Here is a 13,550-nt window from a genome sequence, read left to right on the forward strand (position 1 = left end):
GCAGATTCCCAAGCATTACTCACCCGTCCGCCGCTCGTCGGCAGAGTAGCAAGCTACCCCCCGTTACCGCTCGACTTGCATGTGTTAAGCCTGCCGCCAGCGTTCAATCTGAGCCATGATCAAACTCTTCAATTCAAGTTCAATCGCTCAACGAATCTCTGACTATAATTTTTGAAACTCCAAAAAGTTTCAATTATGAATTTACTATCAGCACTCATTAAGACTTTAGTTTTTAAATCTTTTTTAATTACCAATGCCTTGCACAAGTGCCCACACAGATTGTCTGATATATTGTTAAAGAACAAAAATCCTTACCTTTATCTTTTCATAAGAGATAAGGTTTATTTCAACTTTTAAAAAGTGAAATGGTCGGCGAGATAGGATTTGAACCTACGACCCACTGGTCCCAAACCAGTTGCGCTACCAAGCTGCGCTACTCGCCGATAGTAACTTCTTGTTAAAATTAACCAGAAGTAAAATTGGGGTGGCTAATGGGACTTGAACCCACGACAACCGGAATCACAATCCGGGGCTCTACCAACTGAGCTATAGCCACCATTGTTGCTGACAGTGCGTTAGCTGAATCAAATGCGAACGCATGGCGCGCTCGACAGGATTCGAACCTGAGACCTTTGGCTCCGGAGGCCAACGCTCTATCCAACTGAGCTACGAGCGCACATCGCGTCGTTGCGGGGCGCATATTAAGTGTTTCTGAATAACTTGTCTAGTGCTTTTTTGATTTTTTTTATCGCCTGCTGTTAAAATATGCAAATTGGCGATTATTTACTAATTTCTTGTCTATTTTGCGTGCCAGATCACAATTTATTCGTGAAATAATAATACGCATATTGCAGCAGATTTACCTGTCTGCGCCAACGTGTCGGTTGGCTTAATAAACGATATAACCACTCTAAATTTGCTTTTTGCCAAATCAGCGGCGCACGTTTCACTCTGCCGGTGAACACGTCATAAGTGCCGCCCACGCCCATATACAAAGCGTCGGGATAAACCTGTTGGCACGCCAGCATAAACCGCTCTTGCTTCGGCGATCCCATTGCGACGGTCACAATTTTAGCGCCGCTGTTTTTAATTTTTTCAATCAGTTGCGCTTGTTTCTCTGCTTTAAAATAACCATCTTGCGAGCCGACTAAGTTCACATTCCATTGCTGCTGCAATTTTTGTTCGGTTTGCGCCAATACGTCCGCCTGTCCCCCCACCAAAAAAACTGGCGTCTGCAATTTTCCGGCTTTTTCCATCAAGGCATACCACAGATCACAGCCTGCCACCCGTTTCAAATCGGCGTATTGCGGGTATTTTTTACGAATGGATTTGACGATGCTCATGCCGTCCGAATATTTAAATTCCGCATTAAGCAACAGTTCTTTAATTTCCGGTTGTTTTTCGGCTGTGATAATTTTCTCCGCATTAATCGCAATCAGTTTGCCCTGTCGAACGCCGTTTTCGTTTAATAAAAAATCCAAAAATGCGTTTTGATCTTTAACGGCTAAAATATCAATGCCACGAATCGTTACTTTTTCAATCATACTGTTATTCTCATCTTCTATTTAAGCTTTAATCGGTTGCAGCCTCACGCTGCCCGTTTGGCGAAACAGCAACACGATCAATTTTGCCAATAATACCGCTGCCATAAAAATCAGCGCGAAAAACACAAAGCGCGACACAAAGGCGTCCATGCCCTCCCTGACCAATACGATAATATTAAAAATGTTAGCGAAGCAATACGCCTGAATTAATGCGCCGTTGCTGCGGTTTAAACCGGTTTTGCCGTATTGGTAAAGCGCGTCCAACGCTTTCAACAGCCAGCCGCACAACAGCGCGCCCAAAATCATAAACGGCACGCCGCCCATAATCAAAAACGAACCGAGTAAGGTCGGCGAAATCGCTAAACCGGAATAGTAATTCAGCACTTCCCAAGTAAAATAATTAGCGGAATTGACCACTAAATCCGGACGGTTTTCCCAAATGCCTTTCGGGATAAACACATAAAAATCGCGCATAATCGGCGCAAGACCTTGAAATTCGACCTGCGGATAGTGCGAAAACAACAGCGCCAGATTCTCCCACGGCGAAAACGTATCACGGGTTAAATATAAAAAGGTATAAAACGCTTCGCTACCACTGACGTCCAAGCCGTAACGAGCCAGCGCCAAGCCGAACATTGCCACGATCGCCACGCCGCCGGCGATCGCCAATGTCACAATCGAAATGTACTGTTTACTGATACCGATGAAAAAGAAAATCGCCACCGCCAACGCAATATTGGCACGGGTTCCGCCGACCAACAGGTAGGTCAACACGCCGAAACTGACACCGAACAGTAAAAACAGCCACCAATTCAATTTGCTCGGTTTTAAAAAATAGAAAATCAGTAATGCCGGCAAAAAGAAGTAGAAAAAGCGTTTAAGTGCGGTTCCGCTGACGTTTTGTGAAAAAATTTGGCTGTAGCTGTCCAATTTAAACAGCAGTAAGCCATTTAAACTGAAAAATAGTCCGATAGTCACTAACGCGACCAGCAACAACATCACGCCGCTCAACACCGCTTCCGATACGGAGGATTGGCGTGCGTCGGCGCAAAGTGCGGTCCGGCTTTTGCCCGTTCTGTTCGGCGTCAACCGCACTTGATAACTGACATAATACAGCAGGTAGAAAACCAGCGCCGAAAATTGCGCGATAAACAGAATTTCAAACGGCAACAGTTGCACGTTGAAATTAAACGCCAAAATCATGCTGAACGGAAAGCCTAAATAAAAGGTCAGCAGGTACACCAACGTGAACAATAAGTGAAAAGAAAACCGCACTTTTTTAAAGGATTGATAGGCAAGATAGCTGATCAACACCACTGAAAACGTATAAAGCAGCACCAAAGCGCTGAGTTGAGGTAAGGTTAGCATAATTTATCTCTTATCGTTGGCTCTGTTCTCTCAGCAATTCCAGCCAACCTTGCTTAAAATTCGGCGCAAAAAAATCAATCCGGCTTTTATCGAGCTGCGACAACCGCACTTTGGCACGTTCGATGTTGTCACGGTTGACGGCGTTCATTTCGACAAACGGAATCTGTTGCCGTTGCATATCCAGACAAAACGGATTTTCACGGTTCAGCACCAATGGAATCTCCAATTGGGTCAACAAGCAGATCGTGCCGATGCCCTGCTGTCGGGCAAAAATAAAATAGCCGAGATCACATTGCGCCAACAGTGCCAAATAGTCCTGAAATTCAATCCGCTGCTCAAATACCGTAACCGCACTTTCGGCAAATAATTCGCGCGCTTTGGCTTTCACACTCTCGATATAGGCTTGATTATGTTGCGGATAGCCCATCGGAATCAAGATCTTCACTTGATCACCCAATTGGCTTTTAATCTGCTGCAACGCCTGCAAATGCCGATTGGATTGATCACCTGAATTGCCCAATAAAATCGTCAGCGGACGATCAGCGACCGCACTTTTGGCAGCGCTCAGGTTCGGATCCATTTTGGTCGGAAAATATAAGACACGGGTTTGCGCCCTCTGGTTTAGCTGTTTAAAACGCTCCAGATCCCCAACTGTGCCAAACACATGGCGCAGTTTTTTCTGCGCCATACGCCGCAGCGGATAAAACAGCTTAAATTGCCATTGTTTGGAATCTTCATACAAATCCGCCCCCCAAATATGCCAGCCAAGACGATCCAACGGCAGTTTATTGCACAAAATCGCCAGCCAAATCCACAGGTTAAATTGTCCGTGCAGCAGATAAAAGGTATCCGAACGCTGTTTGACTTCCCGTAACAAAAAATCAGCCAACGCTTTTTTACCGGCAAAGCGTTTGATTTCGGCGCTATCGTTATTATTTTCACCGCCGACAAGATAAAACTGCGCACGGGCTTGCGGCGGGACCTCCTTCCACAATTGCCGTTCAAAAAAATCCAACACCGTTTTGTTGTGATGCGGAATATCCGATCCTAAAATATGACAAATTTTCATTCTGAATCCCTGACAGCCACCATTTTTTTATGTTGGGCAACTCGTTTTTGATAAAGCGTAAAGCCGATAAGGCAAAGGATAAAATAACTGATATAGGTGATCATGTACGATTGGGTCGCCCCTTGCGCGCCGTGCAGCGGAATCAGCCAATACGAGGTCGCCAGCAACAGGATAAACTGGCTGATTTCCGCCAATATGTAAAGTTTCAAGGCGGCTTTGGCAACAATTAAATAACCGAATACATAGGCGGAAACTTTAAATACATCGCCTAACAACTGCCATAAAAACAGGTTTTCCATCGGCAAAAATTCGGCGGAGAACAGAATCCGAATCACCCATTCGCGCAGCAAATAAATGCCGATACTGACCAATAACGTGACCGGCAAAACAAATTTCAACGCTTTCCAAACCTCTTTTTTAATCGATTCGGCATCGCTTAATTTGGCAAAGGTCGGCAATAAATATACCGAAAATGCGGCGGTGATAAATTGCAAATAGGCATCGGAAATTTTGCTCACGCCTTGCCACAACCCGACATCGTGCACGCTGTAGTGCTGAATCAACCAGTCGCGCATTAAAATATACGCCAACGGCAGCGTGATCGCCGTGATAAACACCATCGCGGAAAATTTCAGCAGTTTTTGCGCCTGAATGCGCTCAAAGTGCGGTTTTAGCAGGCGCAATGAAAAATTCGGATTGGGCTTTTTTAAATGAAAACAAGCAGGCAAAAATGTGACTGCCGGAATCAGCGCCAAGCCGATTAATGCGCCTTGGTAAGCAAAATGATCGAGCAACAACAGAAACAGCACGATACCGATTATTGCACCGCCGATAATGCTAAGGGCATTGGCTTTGGCATTGCGCTGCCCACGCAACACCGCCAAACAATAATTACTCAAGGCAATACCGAATTGCACCGCCGCCAGCAAACGAATCACATTCTGATAGCCGTCATCGGCAAAAAGAAACGCTGCCAACGGCTCGGCAAGCAACAACATAGCCACACCGAGCAACGCGGAAAATAGCAAAATAATCGCAGAAGACGTGCCCAATACAGCTCTTAGCGGTGCAGGCTGGGTTTCGTATTCCGCTACATATTTGGTTACGCCGTTAAAAATACCGGCACCGGCAAACACACCGAGGACGGTCAGCAAGGTCATATAGTTAGCGGCACGACCTACCCCTTCCGGCCCAAAATGCACCGCCAGCAGTTTAACCACCAAAAGCCCGACTAGAATTTTGACCAAGGTCGAGCTTGCCGTCCAAAGCGTGGTCTTGCCGAGTGATTTCATGCGTCTGCTCAAGATTGTTGTAGATACGCCGTGGCGACCGCAATCACTTTTTCCACTTCGTCATCCGTCATATTATAAAACAGCGGCAAGCGCACCAAACGCTCGCTTTCGGCAGTGGTATAACGGTCAACGCCGTCAAAGCGGCCGAATTTTTCCCCCGCCGGACTGGAGTGCAGCGGCACATAATGGAAAACGCTCAAAATATCTTGCGCTTTCAACGCTTCGATAAACGAAGTGCGGTCGCTGACATCGTTTAGTTTTAAATAGAACATATGCGCATTGTGTTGACATTCGGACGGAATCAGCGGTAACGCCACCCGAACAGCGGCAACCGGTTGAAAGGCTTGGTAATATTTTTGCCAAATGGCTAAACGGCGCTGATTGATTTGATCGGCGGCTTCCAGCTGCGCATACAGATAAGCCGCTTGCAGATCCGACATCAGGAAACTCGATCCCATATCGCGCCAAGTGTATTTATCCACCTGTCCGCGGAAAAACTGGCTGCGGTTAGTGCCTTTTTCACGGATAATCTCCGCCCGTTCGATTAATTTCGCATCATTTACCAACGTTGCGCCGCCTTCGCCGCCGGCGGTGTAATTTTTGGTTTCATGGAAACTGTAGCAGCCGATATGCCCGATTGTGCCTAAGGCTTTGCCTTTATAGGTCGCCATCACACCCTGAGCCGCATCTTCAATCACCCACAGGTTGTGTTTCTCGGCAATCGCCATAATGGTATCCATTTCGCAGGCAACACCGGCATAATGCACCGGCACAATCGCTTTGGTTTTCGCTGTGATCGCCGCTTCGATTTTGCTTTCGTCCAGATTCATCGTGTCTTGGCGTACATCGACAAACACGATTGTCGCGCCACGCAACACAAAGGCATTGGCGGTGGAAACGAAAGTGTAACTCGGCATAATCACTTCGTCGCCGGGCTGAATATCAATCAGCAGCGCCGCCATTTCCAGCGAAGCCGTGCAAGACGGTGTCAGCAACACTTTTTTGGCGTTGAAACGCTGCTGCTGCCACTGCTCTGCCAGTTTGGTGAACGGACCATCGCCGCTTAGCTTGCCGCTGGTTAACGCCTTGGCAATGTGTTGTTGTTCTGTGCCGACAACCGGCGGTTTATTAAATGGAATCATAATTTATCCCTTACTACAAAAATGTTCGTCAGCCGCAATCATCATTGCCGCTTAACGATAAAACCAATAGGCAATACGCTCAATTCGTCCCTGCCGTTGGTATAAATTGATCGCCGCCTGATTACCGCTTTGGGTCGCAATCCAAAGTTGTTTATGCTGTTGCTGCCAACCCCAGTTAACCGCACTTTGCAATAACCGCTTGGCAACGCCCTGCCCTCTGGCATGTGGCGCCACTGCCAGCAAGCCGACACGGGCATTGTCCTTGTCTAAGGCGCGCAAACTCACACCGCCTTGAATCCGGCCATCACCCGCACGCGCCAATAAACAGAGATCATCAAATTCCCCCAGCACCGCCTTACGAATCCAAGTGCGGTAGAAATCCTGATTCTGTTGCCGGCTAAACCACGGTTGGCGAAAACGGCTGGCGGTAAAGGCTTCGCCGAACAGTATTTCCAGCTCATCGATATCTGCGACAGAAGCCGGTTGCAATGCTTGGCTGTCCGGCTGGCTTTTCGGCATAGATTCCGACAGCGGCAAGCAAAAATCCAGCTCGCCTTCGACAAACTGAAACCCCAGCTGCTGCAAGCACCTGATTTGCGCCATTTGATCCGCCGCAATTTTACATTGCACCAGTTCAAACGGTTCAAACACCGCACTTTCGATAGCAAGTGCGGTTTGTTGAAAGGTCGGAAATTGCAATTTGCCGATTTCCATCGCAAAAAAATCGCTTTCCCAGTCGTTACGGACAAGGCTGAAAGCAGGTATTGTCTCGCGATTAACCACGCCAAATACCACGCGTATCAATCACCCATTGCTGACTGATCTGCTGCGGCTCAACCGCTTTAAACTGTTTGTGATCGACCAACAAAACCAGAATATCCGCCGTTGCTAAGGCATGATCCAGTTCGGACAGTTCTACTTTTTGTTGTAACTGCGCCGATAATTTTTCAATATTCGGCTCGACCGCCAACACTTTTCCGGCGTGCCAATCGGCCAATTCCGCCGTGATTTCCACCGCCGGACTTTCGCGCAGATCGTCAATATCCGGTTTAAACGCCAACCCTAAGCAGGCGATAGTGATTTCGGAAGCTTTGCAATCCCGTTGCGTCACCGCTTCGGCTAGGGCGTTTTTCACCTGCTCGATCACCCAATGCGGTTTGTAATCGTTGACTTCGCGTGCGGTTCTGATTAAACGCGCCTGTTCAGGGCTTTGCGCCACGATAAACCACGGATCAACCGCAATGCAGTGTCCGCCGACACCGGCACCCGGCTGCAAAATATTAACCCGTGGGTGGCGATTCGCCAATTTAATCAATTCCCACACGCTGATTTGCAGATGATCACAGATCAACGACAGTTCGTTGGCAAAAGCGATGTTGACATCACGGAAGCTGTTTTCCGTCAGTTTGCACATTTCGGCGGTGCGTGCGTTGGTGACGATACATTCGCCTTGCACGAATAATTGGTACAAGCGTGCGGCTTGCTCGGCACAAGCCGGCGATAAGCCGCCGATCACGCGATCGTTGGAAAACAGCTCCTGCATGATTTTGCCGGGCAGCACCCGTTCCGGACAATACGCCAATTTAATATCGGCAGCGTCTCCGGCTTGCGACGGAAAAGTCAGATCCGGACGCAATTCGATCAGCCATTTTTCCACTTGCTCGGTTGCACCGACCGGTGAAGTCGATTCCAACACCACTAAGTTGCCTGCTTGTAAAACCGGCGCAATATTTTTCGCTGCCGATTCGACATAGCTTAAATCCGGCTGGTAGTGTTCTTTGAACGGAGTCGGTACGGCGATTAAAAAAGCGTCCGCCGGCAATACTTTGGTACTGGCGGTTAATAGCCCCTGCTCAACCGCACTTTTCACCGCCACGTCCAGATCCGGCTCGACAATGTGGATTTTGCCCTGATTAATGGTGTCCACCGCATAGCGGTTTAGATCCACGCCCAGCACCCGTTTGCCGCTGCTGGCGAACGCGGTTGCGGTCGGTAAGCCGATATAGCCCAAACCGATCACGGAAATTGTATTAAATTCTGTACTCATAATGCTTACTCTAACATTCGCTCTCATTTAAAAATTGTTTAATGGCGGTAATGATTCTTTCGCAAGCCTTACCGTCGCCATAAGGATTATTGGCTTTTGCCATGTTTTGATAGTGTGCCGGTTCGTGCAACAATAGCTCGACTTCCGTGATAATCCGCTGCGGATCGGTGCCGACCAAACGCACCGTTCCGGCTTGCACTGCTTCCGGACGTTCGGTGGTTTCACGCATAACCAACACCGGTTTGCCCAACGACGGCGCTTCTTCCTGAATACCGCCGGAGTCGGTCAAAATCAGGTACGCACGGTTCATCAGATAAACAAACGGCAGGTACTCCTGCGGTTCGATCAAAAATACATTGTCGATACCTTTCAACCAGCGTTCGACCGGTTCACGCACGTTCGGATTCATATGCACCGGATAAACCACTTGCACATCGGCATGTTTTTTTGCCAGCGTGGCAATACTTTGGCAAATCCGTTCAAACCCGGCGCCAAAGCTTTCGCGCCGGTGTCCGGTGACCAAAATCAACTTCTTCTGCATATCCAAAAATGGATAGTTTTCGGTCAATTGTTGCGAAAGTGCGGTATCCGCCGCTAACTTTTGTTTGACCCACAACAACGCATCGATCACGGTATTACCTGTGACAACAATACTGCCGTTTGGTTTATTTTCCGCCAATAAATTCTGCTGCGAACTCAAGGTCGGCGCAAAATGGTAGCTGGCAATAGCACCGGTTAAGCAGCGGTTACCCTCTTCCGGCCACGGCGAATAGATATTGCCGGTGCGCAGTCCGGCTTCAACATGGCCGACTTTAATCTGTTGGTAATAACATGCCAAACTGGTGGCGAACGTGGTGGTGGTATCGCCGTGCACCAACACCAAATCCGGTTGGAATTCGCTCAAGACCGGTTTCAACGCCTGTAAAATCCGCACGCTGATATCGGTCAAATCCTGTCCGGCTTTCATAATATTCAGATCATAATCCGGAACCAGTTCAAACAGTTGCAACACTTGATCCAGCATTTGGCGGTGCTGCGCGGTCACGCAGACTTTGGCTTCGATTTGCGGCTCGTTACTGAGCGCTTGCGCCAACGGTGCCATTTTGATCGCTTCCGGACGCGTGCCGAAGACGGTTAAGACTTTTAATTTTTTCATCGTTGAATCCTTTGAGTTACTCACCGCGCGCATAGCGTCTTAACGCTAAAATCACAGCCAACGCACAACCTAACAGCAATGCGGAAAATGCCGCCGCCAAGATCCACAACATTTGATTCGGGCTATGCGGCGACAGCGGCTGCACCGGTGTTTTCAAATAATGAAAGGCACTGAATTGGTTATCTAACGGCTGCACCGACGTCATCATCGCCTGTTTGCTTTGCCAAACCGAAACCGGCACCAGATTGCCCTGCTGATCCTGCTCCAGCTTGTTGTTTACCGCCAACGTGACGCGATCGAACAGATTTTTCCATTTAGCGATTAAGTTGCCGTATTCAATCTGTCTCGTGGCCAAATTGGTATAGGTCAAATAAGCGTTCAGCAATTCCGCCGCCTGCTTCGGATTATTCAAGGTCAGTTCGACCTTATCGTTGCTGTTGTTTCTGGCATTGCCTTCCACAAAGGTGATGCTGCCGATCAGCGCTTCCAACAGGCTGTCATCGTGATTTTTATCGCCGTTGAGCTGCTGTTTGTAGTAATCGCTGTTTTGCCAAAAATTTCTGCGGACATCATACGCCTTCAACTGCTGTTTAAAAACGTGGTAAACCGCTTGATTGACACTTGGCGCAGCGGCGGCATTCGTTTCTATGGTTTGGCTTGCCGGTTTGGCTTCGACCAATTGGTACATATTGAACAACGCATAATAATTGCCCAACTCATTTTCGCGCGGCGCTTCGATATAGGCTTCCGCACGCCAAGAAGGTTTGACCACAAAGGTGGTCAGCGCATAGGCAAGCGCACTTGCCAACGCAATAAACAGCAAAATCAGCCCGCTTTTTTGCCATAGGATTTTGACGAACGCCAACAGATCCAGCTGTTCGATTTGCTTTTGTGGCGGTGAGTGTTGTGGCGTTGCCTCGGACATCGCACCTTGCGCTAAGTGCGGTTGCGATATTGAGGGCGAAGAATGTTTTTCGGACATAAAAAAATTCCTTTTTTATGAAGGGTGTTAAGGTTTCGAATGCGTCTTTTTATAGCGCAGGGCGCGGCGGCGCATTCGTTTAATCAAACGGGTCACGCGCCAAGCGCGGGCAATCGAATAGTAATAGATAAAAAACAGCAGGATAAACAGTGCGAACATAATCCATTCGTCAATATAATAGATTTCGCCCAAAATCCCGAAGCCGGCAAACAGCGCCGCCACAAACGTGATCAAAAACAGCGCTTGGCGCGAGCTTAATCCTGCGCGCATCATCAAATGGTGCAAATGCAGGCGATCCGGACGAAACGGACTTTTGCCCTGTCGCAAACGGCGGAAAATCACCGCCACCATATCGATTAACGGAATGGCGATCACCCAAAGTGCGGTCACCGGATTGATCGGGTGACCGCTGCCCTGCGTGCTCAGCAGCAAAATCCAAATCACGGTAAAGCCGATTAAGGTGCTGCCGGAATCGCCCATAAAGACTTTATTTTTCACCCCGAACGCGCCTAAATTAAACAACGCATACGGCAAAATCACCAAAATCAGCGCCAAGCACCACACCGCCAGATTCATCTGTCCGTCCAGCAACATCAGCAGTGCCACCGCACCAAAGGTCACGCCGGATAAGCCGCCGAGCAAGCCGTCAATACCGTCGATCATATTAAACGCATTGATCACCGCCAAGGTAATCAACACGGTGACGATAAACGAGAGCGATCCCAACTGTAATTGGAACGGGCCGATAATCTGTCCCAACGATGCCAGCTCAAGGTGGGCATAATGAATCATCATGCCGGCTAAAATAATCTGGATAACCGCTCTGAGAAACGGGCTGATGTCAAAGCGATCGTCAAACACGCCGACAATCAACAGCACGCTGACACAGAACAGATACAAATAAGGAAAGCGCATCTCGTTCCATTGCAGCAAGTAAAAACTCAGATTGCCGATAAACAGCGCAATACCGCCGATCAACGGAATCGCCCCTTGATGGCGTTTGCGGTAATTGGGTTTATCAACCAAGCCGACTTTTTGTGCTAACGGGCGGATAAGAATAAGAGCGCTAAATGAAACGATAAAAGGCAGTAATAATGATAGCCACATAAAAAACTTCATTTTCCTGAATTAGAAGCCACACGGTATGGTCTTTATAACCATCTCTAAATTGGGCAAGAATAACATAAAGATAAATTCAATCGATAATCTTTTTTTATTTCTACATAAAAAAGATCGATTTGCAGTACAATATCCGCCTTAAATCCGTTATCTGAAAATTTATGATCTGAAATAGGAACAAACCGATGAATCATTCCGAACAACTTTTTCAAAAAGCCCAACATGTTATTCCCGGCGGTGTCAATTCGCCGGTGCGCGCCTTTAAAGGCGTGGGCGGCACGCCGCTATTTATCGAAAAAGCCGACGGCGCTTATATTTACGACAGCGACGGCAATCAATATATCGATTACGTCGGTTCATGGGGGCCGATGATTCTGGGGCACAACCATCCGTCAATCCGCAATGCGGTGATCGAAACGGCGCAAAAAGGCTTGAGTTTCGGCGCACCGACCGCACTTGAGATCGAACTTGCCGAACTGGTGTGCAAACTGATTCCGTCAATCGAAATGGTGCGCATGGTCAGCTCCGGCACGGAAGCCACCATGTCGGCAATCCGCTTAGCACGCGGCTACACCCAACGCGATAAAATCATCAAATTCGAGGGCTGCTATCACGGCCATGCCGATTCGCTGTTGGTCAAAGCCGGATCGGGCGCTTTAACCTTAGGACAGCCCAATTCGCCCGGCGTACCGGCGGATTTCACCAAACATACATTAGTCTGCCACTACAACGATTTAGACTCGGTCAAACACGCTTTTGAACAATTTCCGCAGCAAATCGCCTGTATTATCGTCGAGCCAGTTGCGGGTAACATGAACTGCGTGCCGCCGCAAGACGGCTTTTTGCAAGGTCTGCGCCGGTTATGCGATGAGTACGGCGCGCTGCTGATTATCGATGAAGTGATGACCGGTTTTCGGGTCGCCTTGGGCGGCGCACAAGCCTACTATAACGTCCAACCCGATTTAACCTGCTTAGGCAAAATCATCGGCGGCGGCATGCCGGTCGGCGCTTTCGGCGGCAAAAAAGCGATTATGCAGCACCTTGCACCGCTCGGTCCGGTTTACCAAGCCGGCACGCTCTCCGGCAACCCGATCGCAATGTCCGCCGGATTAGCCTGCCTAAGCGAGCTGTCAAAGTGCGGTAACGAAGAAAAACTGGCACGCTTAACCCGTCAGCTGGCGGAAGGCTTGAAGCAACGCGCGGCTGAACACCGTATTCCGTTAGTGGTGAATTATGTCGGTGCCATGTTCGGCATCTATTTCACCGAGCAAGCGGAGGTTAACAGCTATCAACAGGTTATGGCATGCGACAGCGAGCGCTTTAAGCAGTTCTTCCACGCCATGCTGGATAAAGGCGTTTACCTCGCCCCGTCCGCCTTTGAAGCCGGTTTTATGTCACTGGCACACAGCGAAGCCGACATTGAAAAAACACTGGCAGCGGCCGAAGCCTGTTTTGCTGAGTGGAATAAACAATCAATCGGGTAAACAGCACGATAAGTTATTTTTCAATAGTTAGCTTGTGCATAACAAAAAAGTAAAACGGCGATCTGATCTGACCCCCAAAAGTTGGACTGTTTAATGAAAGAATTGGGTTCGATATTGTATCGGACTTAATCCTTTTAATCTTACTTGAATTCGTTCTGCATTGTAATACTGAATATATTGATGAACCGCCTGTTCAATTTCATCAACCGTATCAAACTGTCGCACATAAAAACATTCTGTTTTCAGCCTGCCGAAAAAACTTTCCATCGCGCCATTGTCCAAGCAGTTGCCCTTTCTCGACATACTGATTTGAATCCGATTCGCCGCCAATATGTTGCGATAAGACG

The 13,550-nt window shown here is 48.3% G+C and carries 12 protein-coding genes, 3 tRNA genes and 1 rRNA gene; 1 reads left to right on the top strand and 15 read right to left on the bottom strand.

Features of this window, described 5'->3' with window-relative positions; translation table 11 throughout:
- The 14 genes from B8880_RS10050 to wecA form a co-directional block, all read right to left on the bottom strand.
- Positions 1 to 135: ribosomal RNA gene (locus tag B8880_RS10050) — 16S ribosomal RNA — on the bottom strand; the annotation flags it as partial.
- Positions 136 to 366: 231 nt separating this feature from the next.
- Positions 367 to 443, bottom strand: a tRNA-Pro gene (locus B8880_RS10055).
- 37 nt (positions 444 to 480) lie between these two features.
- A tRNA-His gene (locus B8880_RS10060) sits at positions 481 to 556 on the bottom strand.
- 43 nt (positions 557 to 599) lie between these two features.
- Positions 600 to 676: transfer RNA gene (locus B8880_RS10065), tRNA-Arg, on the bottom strand.
- Between the two features lie 139 nt (positions 677 to 815).
- Positions 816 to 1,544: a lipopolysaccharide N-acetylmannosaminouronosyltransferase gene (wecG, locus tag B8880_RS14285; protein ID WP_115306357.1), complete on the bottom strand. Its 729-nt coding sequence runs from the start codon at positions 1,542 to 1,544 to the stop codon at positions 816 to 818.
- 21 nt (positions 1,545 to 1,565) lie between these two features.
- Positions 1,566 to 2,912, bottom strand: a complete 1,347-nt coding sequence (gene wzyE, locus B8880_RS14290) for an ECA oligosaccharide polymerase (RefSeq protein ID WP_115306356.1) — start codon at positions 2,910 to 2,912, stop codon at positions 1,566 to 1,568.
- 10 nt (positions 2,913 to 2,922) lie between these two features.
- Positions 2,923 to 3,981: a TDP-N-acetylfucosamine:lipid II N-acetylfucosaminyltransferase family protein gene (locus tag B8880_RS10075; RefSeq protein WP_084257481.1), complete on the bottom strand. Its 1,059-nt coding sequence runs from the start codon at positions 3,979 to 3,981 to the stop codon at positions 2,923 to 2,925.
- Positions 3,978 to 5,273 (bottom strand): lipid III flippase WzxE, encoded by a 1,296-nt coding sequence (gene wzxE / locus B8880_RS10080; protein WP_084257482.1) that lies wholly within the window; start codon positions 5,271 to 5,273, stop codon positions 3,978 to 3,980. Before wzxE ends, B8880_RS10075 begins: the two co-directional genes overlap by 4 nt.
- Positions 5,274 to 5,281: 8 nt before the next feature.
- Positions 5,282 to 6,418: a dTDP-4-amino-4,6-dideoxygalactose transaminase gene (gene rffA / locus B8880_RS10085; protein ID WP_208610909.1), complete on the bottom strand. Its 1,137-nt coding sequence runs from the start codon at positions 6,416 to 6,418 to the stop codon at positions 5,282 to 5,284.
- Between the two features lie 48 nt (positions 6,419 to 6,466).
- A complete protein-coding gene (gene rffC / locus B8880_RS10090; protein WP_244165632.1) occupies positions 6,467 to 7,198 on the bottom strand; it encodes a dTDP-4-amino-4,6-dideoxy-D-galactose acyltransferase in 732 nt (243 codons plus the stop codon).
- Positions 7,191 to 8,462, bottom strand: a complete 1,272-nt coding sequence (wecC, locus tag B8880_RS10095) for a UDP-N-acetyl-D-mannosamine dehydrogenase (RefSeq protein WP_084257484.1) — start codon at positions 8,460 to 8,462, stop codon at positions 7,191 to 7,193. Before wecC ends, rffC begins: the two co-directional genes overlap by 8 nt.
- A gap of 10 nt (positions 8,463 to 8,472) precedes the next feature.
- On the bottom strand, positions 8,473 to 9,618 hold the full coding sequence (gene wecB / locus B8880_RS10100; protein ID WP_084257485.1) for a non-hydrolyzing UDP-N-acetylglucosamine 2-epimerase: 1,146 nt from the start codon (positions 9,616 to 9,618) through the stop codon (positions 8,473 to 8,475).
- 16 nt (positions 9,619 to 9,634) lie between these two features.
- Entirely contained in the window at positions 9,635 to 10,600 is a 966-nt protein-coding gene (locus B8880_RS10105) for a Wzz/FepE/Etk N-terminal domain-containing protein (RefSeq protein ID WP_084257486.1), read from the bottom strand.
- Between the two features lie 27 nt (positions 10,601 to 10,627).
- The gene (gene wecA / locus B8880_RS10110; protein ID WP_084257489.1) at positions 10,628 to 11,707 is read right to left on the bottom strand and encodes a UDP-N-acetylglucosamine--undecaprenyl-phosphate N-acetylglucosaminephosphotransferase; all 1,080 of its coding nucleotides are present in this window, start codon (positions 11,705 to 11,707) and stop codon (positions 10,628 to 10,630) included.
- Positions 11,708 to 11,904: 197 nt separating this feature from the next.
- Between wecA and hemL the strand changes: the two genes are divergently transcribed.
- Positions 11,905 to 13,203: a glutamate-1-semialdehyde 2,1-aminomutase gene (hemL, locus tag B8880_RS10115; protein ID WP_084257487.1), complete on the top strand. Its 1,299-nt coding sequence runs from the start codon at positions 11,905 to 11,907 to the stop codon at positions 13,201 to 13,203.
- 90 nt (positions 13,204 to 13,293) lie between these two features.
- On the opposite strand, the gene B8880_RS10120 is transcribed toward hemL, so the two are convergent.
- On the bottom strand, positions 13,294 to 13,550 hold a 257-nt coding region (locus tag B8880_RS10120; protein WP_143933418.1), incomplete at its 5' end, for an IS3 family transposase.

Origin of the sequence: Pasteurella testudinis DSM 23072, assembly GCF_900176075.1 — a bacterium.
Taxonomy (GTDB): domain Bacteria; phylum Pseudomonadota; class Gammaproteobacteria; order Enterobacterales; family Pasteurellaceae; genus Chelonobacter; species Chelonobacter testudinis.